This window comes from Scytonema sp. HK-05 (assembly GCF_963872035.1).
Taxonomy (GTDB): Bacteria; Cyanobacteriota; Cyanobacteriia; order Cyanobacteriales; family Nostocaceae; genus Kalymmatonema.
Genome location: NZ_CAWMYC010000028.1, coordinates 1 through 17,383, shown reverse-complemented (window position 1 = coordinate 17,383; position 17,383 = coordinate 1). Strand labels below are relative to the sequence as shown.

Sequence of the window (17,383 nt, the reverse complement as noted above, 5' to 3'; positions counted from 1 at the left end):
TTTTTTGTAGAAGGTGAGGGCATCGCTGATCAGCTGTGGGCGCTAGGGCTAGCCGCTACAACCACCATCGGCGGATCGGGTAAGTATCGCTCATATGGCAGCTATAAGGCGGATCTTGAGGGCGCTGATTTAGTGCTTTGTCCAGATAGAGATGAGGTAGGACTCAAGTATATGCAAGATGTAGCCACTGATTTTCCGGCGGCTAAGTGGTTGCTTGCTCCTCCTAGTGATTTCATTTGGGAACATTTACCCAAGAGCGGCGGCGCGGATGTTGGGGACTGGATCGCGGAAGGTGCGACCGTCGCTGATATTCTTGCCCGGATCGAGGCGTCGCCAAGTGTCGCCGCACCTGTCGCCAGCAAAATCGAAACGAGCAAAACCTTGATCCAGGAGTTAGACACTCTTATTGATAAAGGTCTTTCACGGTCAGAGACTAGAAACCAATTAAATGACTTAGCTAAGTTTTTTGATCGACCAGTAACAGAAGTAGAGAAACTGTACCGCGATCGCCAAGAGGAAACAGACTCAGCGCAGGATCGAGCAGAGCTAGCCGCCAAGCTACCGACACTGCTAGAAGCGCAAGCCGCACGGTTGAACCTGTCAGACTTCCTTTGGGGTGACGGTGGGAAATTAGCTGAGGCGATGGAAAACAGAGCAAATGAGATGCCAACCGCCCCAGAATTTCTTTTTACCTCATTCTTGCCCGTGGTAGCATCACGCATCGGCACGGCTGGAACGATCATGATCAAGACATCTGGAGGTTTTAAGCAGCCCTCCGTCATCCGCACCTGTGTAGTAGGTAAATCCGGTGACATGAAGTCACCAGCCCAAGAAGCAGTTATTAGACCACTAGAGGAGCTAGAAACAGAAGCTAGAGAGCGATACGCGGAAGATTTGGAGCGATACGAGCAAGAGCTTAATGAGTGGGAGCAAGGCGGCAAGAAGAGCGAGAAGCCACGCGAACCAATCTGTAAAAGATATATCTTACAAAACGGTTCGATTGAAAGCCGGATCGCGATTCATTCGGAAAACCCTAGAGGATTACTGGTCTATCGTGATGAGTGGTCAGCACATCTTACTGGTAGAAACAAGTACAGACAAGGCAAAGGAGACGACGCAGAAAACGAATTGACTGAGTTTAACGGCGGTCAGTTGATTAAGGATGTGGGCGACGCCTCAAAGCGGTTACACCTCGCAAAAACCGCCATTTCTAGGACTGGCACAACTCAGATCGCAAAACTTAAGGAACTTATGAGCGATCACGAGGATGCTGCTGGAGAGTTCAGCCGCTGGTTGTTTTGTGTCGCCACTTCTCCGCGCCCCTACCTTCAGCTAGAGGAGCAAGATAAACCGGATCTACTGTCAAAGCAGTTAAAACCCCTCTACATTGCTCTTGAGTCAATGCCAGAGCAAATTTACCACTTGAGCAAGGAATCAAAGGTTTTTTACCAAAATTATCACAATTCGCTGGTTGATCTCAATTCTTCAGAGGAAATACCAGGTATTCAGATCGCGCTGCCGAAGTTTAGGAGTTATTTCGCTCGATTTACTTTAATTCTCCACTGCATCAATGAGGCGCTTGCTGGCAACGTTATTACACCAGCACCACTTGTGGACGTTAAGACGGTAGTTGCAGCAGCCCAACTGTGCGATTACTTCCTAGCCCAGTTGCGCGTGGTTTACGCCCTAAATAGCCCACAGCAGGAGCTATCCGGGCGCGTTCTGCAATTAAAGTCTTGGTTCGAGGGTAAAACCGATATTACAGCCCGTCACATAGCGAGAACACTCACGCAGTATAAGAAGTTGTCAAAAGAAGAATTGTTGAGTGATCTACAAGTTTTGATCGACTCTGGATATATCACCCAAGAATCTAAGGGTAAAGCAGTGATTTACTCAAGTGTCGCTGGTCTTATCTCATCTGTCGCTGTAAGTGTCGCTAAGAAAGAAAAAAGTGAAAACCTTACTAATAATACACTTCAGTTAATTAATGATTATGAAGTGTCGCCATCTGTCGCTGCAAGTGTCGCCGACTTTAATCTAGACGTAGTAAGCGTTTCAGACGATTTTACCTCCAAGTGTCGCCAAAATTCAAATTTTTCACTTGACAGTGACCAATCTAATCAAATGTCGCCGGATCTGTCGCCAGAAGAAAACCTATTAAAAGACGATTTTAATGTTAGCGACAGCGACAGCAGCGACACTTGCACTCAAAACCAGACGGAGCAAGCGTTAGAGGTCGGCGACACTTCCGAAAAACTCGGCGACACTTGGCGACAGATGATGATAGGCGATCGCGTGACCATCCACTGTCCGGGTAGTAACCGCCACGGTAAGACGGGCAAGATTGACCGGATCACCAAGAAAGACGGAGCGACTATAGCAGCAGTGCTTGTGGACGGTGAAACGGGCAAGTCTCGCCGCTTTGAGTGTCCTATCCCAGGTAACGAGAATATGCATTTACGCCCAGTAGCGCAGGAGGAATAAACATGATGCTGTGCAATTATTGCAAACAATCAATTAACGGCAGTTACGTAACTTATGGTTTAGTCGCTGGCTGGGACGATGGGCTTTTCTGCATAATGGCAAAGGAAGGCAGGAAGTACTACCACAAAGGTGCTTGTAGCCGTGCTGCTGCCTCTGTCTGGAACAACTTACACGGCGCAGGATGGTGCTGGAGATGAAAACTCAGCTTAATTTGACCCACGCACGAGGAGCGATCGCATCAGGTGCTACCCAACGGATCGCCACGCCGAGAATAAGTGGGAAGTGAACGCTACTCTACTTGAGGTACAAGCAGAAAATGGCTGGTTTGTAAAAGCAGATGTTGAGTACACCGACAGAAAGACCAACCAAAAGCGCAGGGTGACAATTTCAGGCGGTCGCGTGAATTGGATTCTACGCAAGCTTTAATCGTCAATCCAGAGGCTCATAACCTCTGGATACTCTACCCCTCAACTCAAAAAAATGAAAACACAACTACACCTCACCCTACAGGAGCGATCGCATCTTCGAGAATTGATCCTCAGCCAGCGACTAACAGAGAGCCTGGATTTTCTTCGCAAAGCCGCTTCCAGGCAATTCTTGAGCCACCGGACGAGGATCACTGAGGAAATGCTTGTGCAGTATCTGGCAACCTGGCAGCGCATTCTTTCTGTATCCGAAACCAGCGAACGTGAACGCCAATTAAGTGATAGTGCCTAGAAAAATACTGATAAAACCTAACATCCAACAAAAATGGTAAGTGCAAAATAATACTTTTACTACCTTATACCAATAAAATTGGTATAAGTTGCGCTCGCGTAGTCGTCTGTCTTCGTTGGAGAAAATTTTCTCCAACAACAGATAGCCCTAGAATCTAAGTTGCGATCGCATAGTCGTCTGTCTTCGTTGGACTTGCAATCAATCACTCTGTTTTTCTACCGAAACTTCCTCAATCCAAGATTGAACAGTTGTAGGACATAGTGACACACAAATTTCCCAGAGTTCGGCTGTATCTTTTTTAACAAAGATACCATCCGTTCTTATTTTAGAAGATAGACAGTTTTGGTACTTGACTACCCAGCCCATCTACAATCAATCCTCCCTTTTCACATTAGATGACCAGTAAGGAAATATTAAATTCTGAGAAAAGTATATAGATTTGTTACTGATAAATAATCCATTTACAGCAAGTTGACAACCACCAAAAATTATGGTGTTAGCCTGTCGATAATAGGTTGCTTGAATCACACTTCTCATTACTAATATGTCGGGATAATAAACACATTTCCTGACCTATTGAGCGCCGAAACCCCTAACAAAACCCAACATAAGCCAAAAATGACACACTGCCAAAACACGAAATGATACACCCTGAGCGACCGCCGAATGTATCATACTGAACATTTACAAATCATACATTGTAGTACTTGCTAATAGCCTGGGATTACGCTACTTTTCGGTATCGTAAGTCCGACCAATGAAACGGACAGCGATCGCATAACTCAGCAAAATTACTCATCCCTGTTCGCCCCCATTGGGGAAAATTTTCCTCAACGATGCTTTTTATCTCTGAGGTACTCGCCAAAGGTGGCAGCAGTGCGCTCCAAAATCGGGTAATCGTTTTTGATCTGATTCCGACAAGCGCCCAAGCCGCCACCCTGGTAACTCTTCAGGGATGATGTGATGTTGGTATTAAACCGAGATACGTGTAATTTTCGGCAAGATGGGCTGAAAACGCTTGCTCTATCTAGGTTTTAGCGATATAGCGATGGGATTCCCAATATCCAACGGTCAAACTTACGCCAACACCCCATAGCAACCAAGCAGCTGCCAGTAACAAATTTGTTTGCCCAAGACCATACCAACCCTGAAGCCAAGTCAATGCAATACCGTCCAATAACATAGCCGTCAAAGCCGCCAATACCACAGCACTCAACAGATCTTCACCACTAACTTTGCCGACCACTGCAATAACTCTGACTAAAACCCATGCTACAGGGATAGATGACACAAATAGAAACAGGAGCCAAGGATTATCGCTGACAAACAACATCTCCCCACCGAACCGAATAAATAACAAGGCTTCAAACCAAAACGCGATGCCGAGAATCACAAACAACGCCAGATTGAGCAGCCCAGGTGTAGGTTTCATAGATTCCTCCATCAAAGATCCTATATACTTAAAAGCGAGATTATCCTCACGTTTTTAATATGCGAGAAAAATCTCGCTTTTGTCAAGCGAAGATTTAAATGATGCCTCACGATCAGTCAGAAATAATATGGCGCTTGCCACAGCAAGCACGGAGTCGTAAGCGGTTTAACCAAATTTTGGATGCAGCGGCTGAGTTGTTTGTTGAAATTGGCTACGATTCCGTAACAACCGATGAAATTGCTGCACGAGCAAATACCTCTGTTGGCGGCTTGTATCGCTTCTTCCCAGACAAACTAGCCGTTTTTCATGCACTGCTCGATCGCTATCTCAATCAACTGAGAGAATTGGCTGCGGCTCTTCATACTGACGAAGCAATTCAGGTATCGCTCGACACCTACATCAATAAACTGGTAGATGGATTTGATCAGTTTGTGAGTGCAAATCCTGGCTTCCGTACCGTGTTCGTTCAATCTCGTCTGATCTCTACAACAGTTGCAATGAATGTTGCATTTAATCAGGAACTTGCACAACAGATAACCATTTATTTTGCGGTACGTAATCCAACTCTTGAGCAAAGCCACAGAGAGCTAATTGCAACAATCAGTGTTGAAGTTGCCTGTACGCTCGATATTCTTGCCTTATCACGCGATCGCACCTTTCAGAACCGAGTTTTAGCTGAAACCAAGAAGTTACTAATCGCTTACTTGCAACAGTATTTTCCAGATTGATGTTGACACTCTACAAGTGGGCTGAAAGTATCACCCTAACCGACCGCTTCAGCCGCGTTAGTCAGAGCGATCACCTAGGCTTCGACTTTTCACATCAAGTTGCTCAAAAACCTCTCAGCCGTTGGGGAAAATTTTCTCCAACGGTACTTTGTCATAAAAGCAAAACGACCCTGATTATAGGGTCGCGGGTGTGTGAGTCAATCGTGTATCAAATCTATAAATTCATCTAGTGCCTGAGCGATACGATCCTTGGATTCCGCTCGTTTAGCAAGCCGCCAACGCTTCAAAACTTGTTGCTTGGCGGCTTCGTAGTCTCTCTTCTCGCTCAGGCTGCTAACTTTCCCCTCAGTTCGGCTAGCTCAGCCTTCAATTGTTCTATCTCTTGCAGTCCACTCTTTAACCGCTCTACTTCTTGGGTTAAATATTCTACCTTTTTCTGTAACTCCTCATTGTTGCCCTCCGCAGGCAGACTGGCAGGTTTTTCTTTAACTGGCGACTGCCCAATCATTTCAACCAGTGCGATCGCGGCTGTATCTAACTGGTTAATATTTAACTCGCCAGTTGTGCCAATGTACTTCCTATATAACTTGCCCTGAGACTTCCTTGAGGCGTACCAGTAATCATTCTGCTTTGTGGCTGTATAACCGCCATGATCAGCGGTTTCATAGCGAAATGAGGAATTGCCCTCAAGGAACTCTCGCCACGCAAGAGAGCCAATCACAACGCCCGTATCTGCAACTTTCCCGTCCTTAACTAGTGATGGCATAGCTCTTTTATATAACTCATACAACTAACTATGATACTCTGTTCTCTGCAACGGTTACATAAGTTGTATAAATGCGATACCACAGATACCAAAGGAATGCTGATTGTTAAACCGTTGGCAGTTGTATATTGACGGTTGTATAGTAGTTATAGATGAGGGGCGAGCGAACCGACCAAAGCGCACTCACCCCACAGTTAACCAAAGTCAACTACAAGGATTATACAACCATGACACACGCAGAAGTATCAGGATTAGACCTCGGCGGAATGAGCAAAGCCCAACTCAAGCTTTACGTGAAGAAAGCGCGTGAGGTTTGGGGAGAGTGGATCGACCTACGCAAAGCTGATGTGATCGCGCTCCAACAATACCTGCAAGACTACCAGGCATGGGCAGCAAGGATTGCAAGCATCGCGCTAAAGATGGTTGAGGAAGAAACAACCGCAACCCCAGAAGCAACCGCAACCGACATCGAAACAGCAACTGAGGCTTATCGTGGCTGTGGCATTTACATTGCTGCAACCGAGGGCGGCTACAGTGCGCGAATTCGTGACCTTGACTGTGAGATTGACCTGACAGTGGAAGCGCCCACCAAGGAGGAAATTCGATCAGCTGCGATCGCAGCCATTGACAGCGCCTTCAACAAAATGATTGAAGCAGAGGTGGCAGCACTTGAAAACCTGCCCGATTTTGAGAATGGAGAGCCACACGTCACCTGCTTGGCTGATTTTGAAGGCATCACAGACGCGCCGCTGGGCGATTGGTGGATGTCTTGCTCGTTATCCTGCGATCCTTGCAACTTCCAAGTGTGCGACCTGCCACCACTGCAAATGCAACTGCCCTTTGTAGCTGAGGTCATGCGCCAGGGCGCAAAAGCGATGCTAGAGAGCCTAGAAAAGCGCTCAGAAGGCGCTATGGATGAGGCGCTGATGCAAGATTACATCGACCGCGCTGGACTCTTCGAGGAGCTTGAGAAGGCATGGCGTGAGATTCCCGATTATGAGGAATTCTCTGAGATCTTCCAGATGGATGCTCAGATGGGGATGATCATGGAAATTCTGATGCCCCAGGATACGCACGATCGCTATGTGGAGGTGTGTAAGGCTGCGATCGCAATAGAGCAAGACTTTGCACGAAAAGCACTCTTATTGCTTGCCCGATAAATCGTTGAGGGGCGATCGTTGCCCCTCGTCGGAGAAAATTTTCCCCAACGACCAAATAGACACAGAGAAAAACGCAACCATGATCACACCAGCACAAATTACAGCAGAGCGCAGATCGCGGCAACGAGCGGAAATGACGGAAACCAGCAGCAGCGTCAACAGCGTAATTCTAGAGACATTAAGAATGGCGGAACATCGCTTGAGCGGCTACGAGTACAGCCCTGAGAATCTAGAATTTCTGACAGACCCGCATCAAATAGCGATGGATGAGGCTCTGACCGACGAGGAAGTGGGCGACTCATGGAACGAGATTGCAGCGTCATTGATGTTGACGCCTGAATGGTGCTTAGAAGCGAGAATCAAGCACACGTTTGCAATCAGCGGCGATCGCTTTGAAACTTTCCGCCAGCTACTACCCAGACTCAGCCAAGCGACCAAGGAAAAATTCAAGGCGATTGGCGTGGCGTACGCTCCCAGGAATGAGTTCGATAAGTACGCGGATTTTACAGCGACCGTTTAACCAGTACATTTGCACTCTTACCCCATCGTTTCTTGATGGGGTTTAATTCCCTCAAAGATAGTTTGATAATGCACTTTTTGCAATTACCTACAATTATGACAGATACTATAGATACTTCTATCGTTACTAGTTTACAGAGCGCTCTTGATGCGAAAATTGGATCTGAATTTGCAGATTGTATTGACGTTACCCCAGATGTGATTAGCCAATTACTAGCCGACACGCGATCGCCCAACACCAGGAGAGCTTACGAGATGGATTTAAAGGACTTCTTTAAGTTCATCGCCAAGCGTGAGCCGGATAGAGATTTGGTGCTGGCATTCTTGCACCTGGAGCAAAAGCAAGCAGTAGCAGCTACCCTCAATTACAAAGCTCACCTCATCAAGAAAGGACTGGCAGAGGCAACGGTTAACCGCAGGCTTGCTGCTATCAAGTCTATGGTGGTAATGGGGCGAAAGGTGGGCGTGTGCGACTATTCCTTGGATGATATCAAGGGCGAGAGGGTGGAAACCTACCGCGATACGTCAGGAGTGAGCGCCGAGGAATACGCCAAGATCCTCAAGCTTTGTGATCTCGACACACTCAAAGGAAAGCGAGACTACGCCATTTTGCGGCTGCTCTGGGACAATGGCTTGCGTCTTAACGAAGTGGTTCAACTCAACGTTGAGGACTTCGACGCATCCCGCCAGACGGCTAAAATACTGGGCAAAGGCAAGGGAACGCAGGCGATCGTCATTGATTTGTCTTTGAAAACTACGCAGGCGATCTGTGATTGGCTGATTGCCAGTAAACGGGTTAATTTGCGCGGGTTAGCGTTATTTACTGGGCTGGGCTACAACAAAGCTAAGCTGAACCCAGAACGCAAGGAAGATCCACGCTTTGACCCAGAGCGCATTAATGGGCAAACTATCAGGCATCTGGTTGACAGTTTGGCGCGTGAGGCTGGCATCACCAAAAAGATGTCACCACATCGCGTCCGCCACAGTGCGATTACAACAGTCTTGGACAAGAATAAGGGGAATTTTCGAGAGGCTCAGCGATTTAGCCGCCACGCTGATCCACGGACGTTGATCAAGTATGACGACAACAAACAGCAGCTACAAAAGAAAATGACTGACCTGCTCTCGGATCTGGTTTGATGATACGATTGTAGTTTGTAATTCCATCGCCTGCGCGTGGCGAACCTCACTAAAAAAGACCCTGCCATTTTCCGCTGGGTCTTTTTGGTTGGGGAAAATTTTCCCTAACCGATACGTTGACATGAAAAAATGACGGCACTAGCATAAAAATCTCGACATCGAATGTCGAGATAGGTCTTTCAACACTGTATTGAACTTGATGGTAACAGGATATTGAGCGGATGAAATCCGTATAAGGGGATTTGAGAATGAATCTTAGCGTGGTAAAAAGATGCTAGTAGCTAGATCAGTTTTTCTGAGCGCAACTACCGCATCTACCGCGTTCATTCCCTCGTTCTGTCCGGGACAGGTGCTATGTCAGCAAAGCGTGTTTTAATGATCGATGACGAAAAAAACATCTGTATCGTTGTTAGAGCTTGCCTGGAACATTTGACACATTGGGAAGTATTAACATCTCAATCTGGCAGTGAAGGACTGCTGGTAGCTTCCAGCGAATCCCCCCATGCGATTCTGCTAGATGTGGAGATGCCGAGCATGGATGGAGTAGAGGTGTTTGCTGCATTGCAAGGCAGCCCATTAACCCAAGGCATCCCAGTTATTTTGCTCACTGTCAAAGTGTCGCAACTAGACTTAGATCGATATGCACAACTAGGTGTCGCCGGGGTGATTTCCAAGCCTTTTGACCCTTTGAAACTGCCGGGGCAAATAGCTGAATTATTAGGATGGTCGGACAAGGCGAATGCAAGCGATGCTACATTGTTCCTCCGCACCTTCCGCTAGATAATTGCTCCGGCGGGAGAGCGATCGCCTTTTGGTCGGTATCCAAACAGTGAACGTTACCGCAACGTCGCTCTTGTGTCGCGGGAGTGTCAACGAAAAGCCCCCAGGCTAGGCTGGAGGCGGGTTTTAGCGGTGTTTTGGGGTCAGATTACAAGTGGAAGTGAACAAAAGTGATGATGATCAGCCCAATTAAGAAGAAGAAGTGAAAATAAAGAACTTTTGGATTTCTTTCCATTAGATCCATGTATCTTTCTAGAGCAATCCTTATTAGCTCAAATGGACAGGCGATCGCCTGAACAACAAGCCGAGCCACGATATCAATTTTTCTTTGAAACATTGGTTTTTACTCTAATAGTTTGATGAGTGTTTGTAGGTTGACTACTCAGCTAATAACTGCTTTTTTCTTAACAGTAACTAGGGTGTGGTAGAGGGTGTGAATTAATATCAAATCAGCTTCACACCAAGGGGGAACCTCCTTCACACCTTGGAACACCTTGGAACACTGGTGTGGGAGGGTGTACCCCTTATGAACACTAGGGTGTGAAGTGGTGTGAAGGTGTGAATTTTTGGTGTGCCACACCCGACCACACCCTGTTTTGGACTGTTTTTTCACACCCTGGAACACCTTCACACCTTGGATCAAAATTAAATTACTCTCAGGCGATCGCCTTCTGGTGACAATTCAACTTTTTCTGCATTAACTAGCTCTTGAATGATTTGATCGCGTTCTTCTGCGTCAACCTCTGAGCCACTCAAAAGTTTAACAAAGGTCATGTCTCGCCCCTCCTTTCCTCTAAACTTAACCCACGTTTCTTTGCGCTTTTCTGTGAGCCATTCAAGCACTAACCGAGCGTGTTTTGATAGGGGCTTCTGTTCCTCTGTATCTGTCTCGCTGATGTCAGTTTGTGGGTTGAAATCAGGCAGATACTCACGCTGATCACGGTCATACCCTGAATAGTTCGTGAGCTTTGGCATCATGTACCATCGTCCAGTCTTGCCGTAGTAAATAGCACGTCCTGTACTGGAATTCTCGACTAGCTCTGACACCTCATCCAAAGACAATTGCTTGAAGATCTTGGCTGATTTCCACTGCGCGATCGCTCCAATGTTTTCTGAAAACGCGATCACGATGCTGGTCATTTGGCTAGTGGTGCTGAGGTTGAGCGATGCACCAGATACGTATGGGCTTTGCATCATAAACCAGACGTTGCGCCCTGCCGAATCGCCGCCACTGGTGTAAGAGGTCAGTTTATCTACCAACAAAGTCGATTTAGCTTGCTGTAGCTTGTTGCCTAGCATTGTCCCCTCATCCACGATCAACAGCGTTCGCTCGTGCTTTTGGGCGTAGATGGCATACTCATCAAATGCAGCCTCAGCCCAAGCAGCAACCGACGAGGGTTTAGCGTCCATACAGGCGTAGCTTTTGATTACGTCGCAGCCTTCCCAGTAACCCGCCTCCTTGAGATCTGCTTTGGGGTCAATCACAAAAATCTTGATTTTGGGGTGCTTGGTCTTGCCAACTCTTATTGCATTGCTGATCAGAATGCCCTTGCCACTGCCAGGGATGCCGATAACGATAGTATTGGTGATTCGTTCCACCATCTCGCTCACAATGTCAATAGTCGCGCTTGCAGTGGGGTCGTAGTAGTCAATCTGCGTTTTAGGTTGAAGGACTGTTGTAGGCGCTTGTAAGCGTGTCTCCTGGTTCCCTACTGCCGACGCAATAGCAGGTACAGGCGCTTGTTCTTGGTAATCTTCCCAAAAATCAAGAGCGTCATCTGAAAAGGTCAGCCCTTCCTGATCAGCAAACTCCAACTCTTTAAGCACTGCTTCATCTCCTACTTGGCTTCGATATGCTCTAAAATTGCCGCCATCAAGAACATGAGCCACACACCCAGTAGATCTGATGTACTTCTTGTTTTTATCGGCTGCCGTGGCTCTCTGGATACCTTTAACAACGAAATACGCACCGATTACGCCACCTAGTAAGGGAGTAGTAACGCTTGCGATCGCTGTGCCTGCCACCAAGCCGATCACAAAAGTCTCTGCCGCCTTGTCCTCATCTGCCGTCCTCCAGGCGAGCGCTGACCAATCAATTGCATCTCTGTGTCGTTTGTCAGGGTTAAATCGTGTCATGTTAGGAATCTCTCAAATAAATTTATGTTTATGCCCTCCAGTTAGACGACTGGAGGGCGTTTTCATTAGTATTGGGTTTGATTCTTTTGTGCTTTGCGATAAGTCCACGCAAGCTTGCCTACCCACAGCAGCAGGTTCAAACCAATCTCAAAACCAAACAGTGTGATCAACGCCAGCATTAGATTATTAGTGTTGATCTTGTTAAACTGTCCGGTCATCACGTAGTAGAAAAAGTCTGTGATCTTGCCCGATGCGACCGGGGAATAACGCCAGAAGCAGATACAGAAGTCAACGACATAAGCAGCCAACCGGATCTTTGAAAGATTCTCCAAGAAAGCCACAGGAAGCTTGTTGTAAACCTTCTTGAGGTTGGCAACTGTTGGATCGTCATTGTCCTTAATGGCGTACTTGGTGGATTGTTCAGCCTCTTGAATGACCTCGTGCAGAAAGCTTGGGTGATTGTAGAGGATGACTGGCATGACCTCCACTAGTTGAAACATCCCCCATAGTGCTGTCCCAATCACCCAGACAACACCTACACCCAGTGTGGATGCTAGAGCATTGACCACAGGAATCACCGAAATGAACTTGATAAACGTGGCATCTACAATCGTGACTCCCAACTGTTGGGCTGCATCCACGTAGGGTTTTACGTTGACAACGGCTATTGTGACCATTGACAGCAGTATCAAGAACCATAAAATCCGAAACCAAGTTTTTGGAACCGTATTTGATGACTTAGAAGTGTGTGATCCTCCAGAACTTGAACCGCTAGCGGTTCCTTTATTACCAAGTGCCATGATAGAATTCTCCAATAGTTGTTTTTGTAGTAGATGCACCCTGCTACTTACTTCGCAGGCGTGTAGTAATATACCCGTGCGCCTTTGATCTTGCGAATTAGAGCCAAGGCGAGATCTCGATTTCCGGTAAAGGCAAGATCCGTTACTACGGGTACACCGTTGAGATTGCTGGCTAGTACAGCCGTCGATCCGTTTACATCACAGACCACAGTGCCAGCGGGTAAAGGTTTCTTTGAGGTACGGTCAAAGACTGGCTCACCTTCAACAAGGGTTGCTAAACTGTTGGGAGAGTTGACCGCAACCACGATTGTGCAACCGTCTCTGTAACGTTGCTCTGCGATCGCTGCCTTAGCCTTGACCAGTTCTGCATTTTCCTCAAGCCGTCGCTGTTCACTGGCATTGCTGGCGATTCTTGCCCTGTCCTCAGAAAGTCCTTGCATACTGCGTTGGATGTCGCTATGACTGAACAATGCGGCGATGAGTGCAACTGCACCAAAGCTGATTTCTAATTTATGTTTGCGCCAGACGCGCTTTGAGTTGTATTGCATATTTAGTTAGGACTGGGGACGCGCCCCAGTCGATAAAGGTTTACGAATTGGCGAGGGCTTGAATCAGTGCCATTTTTTGAGCCAAGCTGAGTTCATGCAGACGTGAGCGTACTTCCTCCGCTTCCTCGCTTGGCGGTTGGTCTGATGGCTCCTCTTGCCACGCTTCATGAGCGATCCGAGCAATGAGCCAGAGGGTGTCAGCTTGGCTCATGTTCTCAAAGAATTCTCCAAAAGTTTCTGCAATGTCTTTGATGAGGGGTAGGTTATAGTCACATCCCCAATATCCCAAAGGTTTTGTAGCCATGATGTATGATCCTTAATGTTGTGTATTCTTCATTGGCGGAGATGCACCCAGGGCGATCGCTCTTGTTTCTCAGGCAGGCGATCGCTTTAAACTTTTTGATTCTTCCAACGCTCTACACGCTGTACTATCGTTTCCATTGCCTCGTCGGGATTGAGCATGGATTCAGCCCGTGCAAAGCTAATCTGAGCTATATCCAAGGTCACGTACCCGTAGTTTTCAGCCAGTAATTGCTCACTGACCTCATCCCACTGTGGAGCGTTCCAGATCTCGCTCATCTCGATCAACACGTTCTGGAGTTTGCGGACAAACTCTTCGTTGGTCATAATTCCTCCTAGAACAAGCTTTGTTGAATCGCTGTCTCACTGGCTGTTGCGTGATGTTGACGGTACAGCCCAGGAACCTCGTAAACCTTCCTCAATACCTTGTCGCGGTTCAGCTTGAGATCCGCTGTTTTTCTCTGGGCTGGCAGTGGTCGAAAGAAGTATTGTGTATGCTTGATGCTGCCCTCTGAGTACAGGTAGCGGTAGAGTGTCCCATCGATTTGATAGGTCTTTGATTGGGTAAGGAGGGTAATGCAGCTGATCAGATGTAGGTCATTCATTGCGAAATGCCTCCAAGTTTGATAAATCGAGCCTATCGACCTGCTTCCAGACTTTCTTCTCTGCCTGCTCTTTGGTGAGAGCAAGGCTGATCCTCCGGTTGGTTTCACCCATCGCCCACCGCCAAAATCTCAGCTTTTCTCGACTCTCGCCTGAGTAGTGCCAAAATCCTTGGCGTCCGGCAATGAGGTATTGAGCGCTTGTGGTCAATTCTTGAAGATCAAGCATCTTTGCGTACTCCAGCAACTACACCGCCCGTCAACGAAACTCCCAAGAAAACAGCGAAAGTGGACAAAGCTGCACCCTGACAGGTTTCTGCCGTCGCTTCCCAGTCAACACGGTGAAAGAAATCACGGTTTCGGTTGATTCCATCCATGCCCCAGCTAAAGAGAGCCGCAGATCCCAAGAAACCGGAGAGGAACAGGCTAGCGATCGCAGCCTCGGCAAGCTTTGAGAGTAAACACTCTTGAGCCTGTTGCCACCAGGGGCGAACGATGCAGAGGTGCATCACTGGCTTATCCTCTGTTGGGTTAAAGTTGCTCGGCTTTTGGGTGTCTAGTAGCTCTGCGATCGCCTGTCTTGCATCAGCGATATTCAAGTCTGGGTGATAATCGAGAGCCTCAAATTCTGGAGAATCCTGGATTTGTTCGAGCCATTGCTCAGCGGTTATTAATTGGTCAATTTGTTCGTCGGTCAACATAATATATGCCTAGATTGTGGTTGCGGAAAATTTTCTCCAACCGCTAAGCAGCAAAAACATCATCCAGATCATCAATGATTGATGCCTGCTTGTTTGTTGGTTGCTGTGGAGTGGGGCTAGCGGGATCAAAGTTGTTTCCTTTGTTCCTAAAATAGTCTCGTAGAATCCACTCCACACACTTGGTCAGGTCGTCGGTCAGAAGCAACTTTTCAGCCTCTGCGATCACATGAGGTAATAAATCCTTTGGGATACAAACTCTATTTCTCACTGTTCAATTCTCCTGATAGTTGCTTGTGCCAGCTTCAAAAGTCCTTCAGCGTTCGCCTTTTGAGCATTGGGAACAACTGTGATACTGCGCTTGGTTAACAACTGGGCAATATAGGCGAGACTTGCGCCCCCACCAATGCAATAAACTGCGTCCAGATCGTCTAGCCACGGCTGCAAGAATTTAACCGCAGGAGCCAAGCAAGATTGCACCCAGGGTTTCAACTCTGCGTTGTAGATATCCTCGAAACTCCATCCGGTAGTACCATACAAGCAATTGTTTTGCAGACCATTGCGGATAAGGTGAGCGCTTGCAGGCTTGCCCAAGTAGCTACGCATTTCTTGATTGTTGGCGATCGCATCAACAAGGTGATGGACTCCAACATCAAAAACCTTGCGCCCTCCCTGAATCTGTTTGTTGCCCTCGAATACCGTCGCGATCGTGCTGCCGTGTCCTAGGTCAATTAGTCCTACCTTTCGCTGTCCGGGCGCTCTGGCTATCATTAGCGCTCCTATACCTTCCTCGCAGATATTGGAGGTGATCTGAATGCTGCAAGTTCTACGGTTGAGCCTCAGTAAATGGCTACCAGATAAAGCTTTTTTGAGTTCCGCTCCAAAAACATGAGCATCATGAATGCTAGCAGCCACACTTAAGGATCGATTCTGTTGGTGTGGCATTAGAGCTACAGCACCCAACAACATCTGCAATCCATACGTCACTTTATGCCGCCAGTCGTCCACGATCCGTTGATGGGCTTGGGGAAATTCAATCTGAGCAGTCTCGCCAATCAACCAACGTGTACCGCTTAAGTTGCCGCGATCGCCTTCTAAATACTCAATAACCGCGCCTTCACCCAATGGCTCATAATCCTTAGAATCCAGCACCTGCTTAAAGTAACTGGGTATCAAAATCTCTCCATCAGAGGCGATCAGCTTACCCCATCCGTTGCCACAGTCCCAGCCTATCGGCGTGGTGGCAGGCATGGCGGGAATCACCAAATTTGTCATATGAAGCACTCCTTTTAGTGTGCGTTTTCTAGGTTCTGAAAATGGCTTGAATGCTTGCGGCGTCTACCTTAGCGCTCTACTAGTTTCTGTATCTAAGGGTCTGTTATCTAGTGGCGCTTTTGGTTTTTTTAACCGCTCTTGGCGTTTCGTGCCTTATATTGCTAATATAGACGACAGGTGAGCATAGTGTCAACACCTGGAACACACAAATAGGAAAATATTATCCACTGTCATATCATGGAGCCAGGGTTGCGACAGGTGAGCATGGTTACTAGACGACCGCGAGTAGCGTTTATATGTGATGAAGATGTCAAAGAAATTCTTGAGGAATGGGCAGGCGATGAAAATAGAACAGTAAGTAACTTAGTTGAATCGATTGTCCTGGAAGCAATCAAGCGCACTGGGCGCAGCAAGAAAAGTAAAAACGACTGACCAGGCGATCGCCACGCATCAAATCCACCTGACATTGCAGGTGGATTTGATGCGGAAAATTTTCCGCAACGATACTGAACGCGCCCATCGTTAATCGCTTGATCTTATTGGCGTGTGCCAGTTAAGATCGTGCTTGCCTCCTTGTTTACGGTCACTTTTTGAACAGTAATGTGGTTTCTAAACAAAATGCCACCTTGCTGAGAAAATCGACCTCAATGACAAAAGTGGCATAGTTAAACATCAATAAAAACAACCGCGAAACCCTTCTCGCTTGCTTTTGAAACTTTCTCAGGGATTCAATGCAGATGAGGTTGCACGGTAGCACCCTAATACTAGCTGTTATGTGCTGCACTGCGCAAGGGTTTCCGATCAGAAACGAGAGGAAAACTCGATGAATAATACAGCAAAAAACAGAATAGAAGTAACTAAGAACGAGCCTTGTATCCACTGCGAAAAGCCTGATCATTGCTATAGGCTTACCAATGTGACCTGTTGCAAGCGAGGTGCAGATCCTGCAACAGGATGGTTCAAAACCAGCAAAACTGACAAAGAAGGGAATTACTACTACGCGCCTATACAAACTAAGCCGATCCGCCCAAAATCGAAGAAAGAGTATTTTTACAAGGATCGCAGCGGTCGCAACCTTGTAAAAGTAACCAGGATTGACGACGGCACGGGGACTAAGAAGTTTTACCAATCTCGTTGGGAGAATAACGGCTGGGTTACTGGGCTGACCGATGGAATTAAACCCAGAATTCCCATTTATCGATATGCAGAAGTGAAGCAGGCGATCGCAGAAGGTAAGACCATCTTTTTTGTAGAAGGTGAGGGCATCGCTGATCAGCTGTGGGCGCTAGGGCTAGCCG

25 protein-coding genes and 1 pseudogene are annotated in these 17,383 nt (G+C 47.2%); 13 read left to right on the top strand and 13 right to left on the bottom strand.

Annotated elements, in window-relative coordinates; translation table 11 throughout:
• The 5 genes from AACT52_RS05665 to AACT52_RS05645 all read left to right on the top strand — a co-directional run.
• The coding region (locus AACT52_RS05665) for a DUF3987 domain-containing protein (RefSeq protein WP_143173001.1) at positions 1-2,484 on the top strand (2,484 nt) is incomplete at its 5' end.
• A gap of 2 nt (positions 2,485-2,486) precedes the next feature.
• Complete coding sequence (locus AACT52_RS05660) at positions 2,487-2,681, top strand: hypothetical protein (protein WP_073636298.1); 195 nt, start codon at positions 2,487-2,489, stop codon at positions 2,679-2,681.
• A gap of 85 nt (positions 2,682-2,766) precedes the next feature.
• On the top strand, positions 2,767-2,910 hold the full coding sequence (locus tag AACT52_RS05655) for a hypothetical protein (protein WP_158055003.1): 144 nt from the start codon (positions 2,767-2,769) through the stop codon (positions 2,908-2,910).
• Between the two features lie 54 nt (positions 2,911-2,964).
• Positions 2,965-3,201 (top strand): hypothetical protein, encoded by a 237-nt coding sequence (locus tag AACT52_RS05650; protein ID WP_143173000.1) that lies wholly within the window; start codon positions 2,965-2,967, stop codon positions 3,199-3,201.
• An 836-nt stretch (positions 3,202-4,037) separates the two neighbouring features.
• A complete protein-coding gene (locus AACT52_RS05645) occupies positions 4,038-4,160 on the top strand; it encodes a hypothetical protein (RefSeq protein ID WP_272937150.1) in 123 nt (40 codons plus the stop codon).
• Between the two features lie 68 nt (positions 4,161-4,228).
• Here the strand turns inward: AACT52_RS05645 and AACT52_RS05640 are convergent, their stop codons facing one another.
• Complete coding sequence (locus tag AACT52_RS05640) at positions 4,229-4,633, bottom strand: DUF5367 family protein (protein ID WP_073636297.1); 405 nt, start codon at positions 4,631-4,633, stop codon at positions 4,229-4,231.
• A 98-nt stretch (positions 4,634-4,731) separates the two neighbouring features.
• Here AACT52_RS05640 and AACT52_RS05635 point away from each other — a divergent pair, with 98 nt between their 5' ends.
• The gene (locus AACT52_RS05635) at positions 4,732-5,361 is read left to right on the top strand and encodes a TetR/AcrR family transcriptional regulator (RefSeq protein ID WP_073636296.1); all 630 of its coding nucleotides are present in this window, start codon (positions 4,732-4,734) and stop codon (positions 5,359-5,361) included.
• A 325-nt stretch (positions 5,362-5,686) separates the two neighbouring features.
• Here AACT52_RS05635 and AACT52_RS05630 read toward each other — a convergent pair whose 3' ends face one another.
• On the bottom strand, positions 5,687-6,127 hold the full coding sequence (locus AACT52_RS05630; RefSeq protein ID WP_073636295.1) for a hypothetical protein: 441 nt from the start codon (positions 6,125-6,127) through the stop codon (positions 5,687-5,689).
• Positions 6,128-6,354: 227 nt separating this feature from the next.
• Here AACT52_RS05630 and AACT52_RS05625 point away from each other — a divergent pair, with 227 nt between their 5' ends.
• The 4 genes from AACT52_RS05625 (at position 6,355) to AACT52_RS05610 (ending at position 9,726) form a co-directional block, all read left to right on the top strand.
• A complete protein-coding gene (locus AACT52_RS05625) occupies positions 6,355-7,287 on the top strand; it encodes a hypothetical protein (protein ID WP_198941110.1) in 933 nt (310 codons plus the stop codon).
• On the top strand, positions 7,277-7,807 hold the full coding sequence (locus tag AACT52_RS05620) for a hypothetical protein (protein ID WP_073636293.1): 531 nt from the start codon (positions 7,277-7,279) through the stop codon (positions 7,805-7,807). Before AACT52_RS05625 ends, AACT52_RS05620 begins: the two co-directional genes overlap by 11 nt.
• Positions 7,808-7,902: 95 nt before the next feature.
• Positions 7,903-8,946, top strand: a complete 1,044-nt coding sequence (locus AACT52_RS05615) for a tyrosine-type recombinase/integrase (protein WP_073636300.1) — start codon at positions 7,903-7,905, stop codon at positions 8,944-8,946.
• A gap of 375 nt (positions 8,947-9,321) precedes the next feature.
• Positions 9,322-9,726 carry a response regulator gene (locus AACT52_RS05610; RefSeq protein WP_337251828.1) on the top strand — a complete coding sequence of 135 codons (405 nt, stop codon included), beginning with the start codon at positions 9,322-9,324 and terminating at the stop codon, positions 9,724-9,726.
• A gap of 148 nt (positions 9,727-9,874) precedes the next feature.
• Here AACT52_RS05610 and AACT52_RS05605 read toward each other — a convergent pair whose 3' ends face one another.
• From AACT52_RS05605 to AACT52_RS05555, 11 genes are all read right to left on the bottom strand, one after another.
• Complete coding sequence (locus AACT52_RS05605; RefSeq protein WP_073636291.1) at positions 9,875-10,063, bottom strand: hypothetical protein; 189 nt, start codon at positions 10,061-10,063, stop codon at positions 9,875-9,877.
• A gap of 308 nt (positions 10,064-10,371) precedes the next feature.
• Positions 10,372-11,862 carry a hypothetical protein gene (locus AACT52_RS05600; RefSeq protein WP_073636290.1) on the bottom strand — a complete coding sequence of 497 codons (1,491 nt, stop codon included), beginning with the start codon at positions 11,860-11,862 and terminating at the stop codon, positions 10,372-10,374.
• 65 nt (positions 11,863-11,927) lie between these two features.
• Positions 11,928-12,662 carry a hypothetical protein gene (locus AACT52_RS05595; protein ID WP_073636289.1) on the bottom strand — a complete coding sequence of 245 codons (735 nt, stop codon included), beginning with the start codon at positions 12,660-12,662 and terminating at the stop codon, positions 11,928-11,930.
• 47 nt (positions 12,663-12,709) lie between these two features.
• The gene (locus tag AACT52_RS05590; protein ID WP_083630806.1) at positions 12,710-13,210 is read right to left on the bottom strand and encodes a hypothetical protein; all 501 of its coding nucleotides are present in this window, start codon (positions 13,208-13,210) and stop codon (positions 12,710-12,712) included.
• Between the two features lie 40 nt (positions 13,211-13,250).
• A complete protein-coding gene (locus AACT52_RS05585) occupies positions 13,251-13,514 on the bottom strand; it encodes a hypothetical protein (RefSeq protein ID WP_073636288.1) in 264 nt (87 codons plus the stop codon).
• Positions 13,515-13,600: 86 nt separating this feature from the next.
• Positions 13,601-13,837 (bottom strand): hypothetical protein, encoded by a 237-nt coding sequence (locus AACT52_RS05580; protein ID WP_073636287.1) that lies wholly within the window; start codon positions 13,835-13,837, stop codon positions 13,601-13,603.
• 8 nt (positions 13,838-13,845) lie between these two features.
• Entirely contained in the window at positions 13,846-14,115 is a 270-nt protein-coding gene (locus tag AACT52_RS05575) for a hypothetical protein (RefSeq protein ID WP_073636286.1), read from the bottom strand.
• Positions 14,108-14,341, bottom strand: a complete 234-nt coding sequence (locus AACT52_RS05570; RefSeq protein ID WP_073636285.1) for a hypothetical protein — start codon at positions 14,339-14,341, stop codon at positions 14,108-14,110. The genes AACT52_RS05575 and AACT52_RS05570 overlap by 8 nt, the downstream gene beginning before the upstream one ends.
• A complete protein-coding gene (locus tag AACT52_RS05565) occupies positions 14,334-14,813 on the bottom strand; it encodes a hypothetical protein (protein ID WP_073636284.1) in 480 nt (159 codons plus the stop codon). The genes AACT52_RS05570 and AACT52_RS05565 overlap by 8 nt, the downstream gene beginning before the upstream one ends.
• 43 nt (positions 14,814-14,856) lie before the next feature.
• Positions 14,857-15,081 (bottom strand): hypothetical protein, encoded by a 225-nt coding sequence (locus tag AACT52_RS05560; RefSeq protein WP_073636283.1) that lies wholly within the window; start codon positions 15,079-15,081, stop codon positions 14,857-14,859.
• Complete coding sequence (locus AACT52_RS05555; protein WP_073636282.1) at positions 15,078-16,085, bottom strand: ParM/StbA family protein; 1,008 nt, start codon at positions 16,083-16,085, stop codon at positions 15,078-15,080. The genes AACT52_RS05560 and AACT52_RS05555 overlap by 4 nt, the downstream gene beginning before the upstream one ends.
• Before the next feature lie 237 nt (positions 16,086-16,322).
• Here AACT52_RS05555 and AACT52_RS05550 point away from each other — a divergent pair, with 237 nt between their 5' ends.
• The 3 genes and pseudogenes from AACT52_RS05550 to AACT52_RS05540 form a co-directional block, all read left to right on the top strand.
• On the top strand, positions 16,323-16,517 hold the full coding sequence (locus tag AACT52_RS05550) for a ribbon-helix-helix domain-containing protein (protein ID WP_073636281.1): 195 nt from the start codon (positions 16,323-16,325) through the stop codon (positions 16,515-16,517).
• Positions 16,453-16,611, top strand: coding sequence for a hypothetical protein (locus tag AACT52_RS05545; RefSeq protein ID WP_198941111.1), 159 nt, complete (start codon positions 16,453-16,455; stop codon positions 16,609-16,611). The genes AACT52_RS05550 and AACT52_RS05545 overlap by 65 nt, the downstream gene beginning before the upstream one ends.
• Before the next feature lie 297 nt (positions 16,612-16,908).
• Positions 16,909-17,383 (top strand): annotated as a pseudogene (locus AACT52_RS05540) (VapE domain-containing protein); the annotation flags it as partial.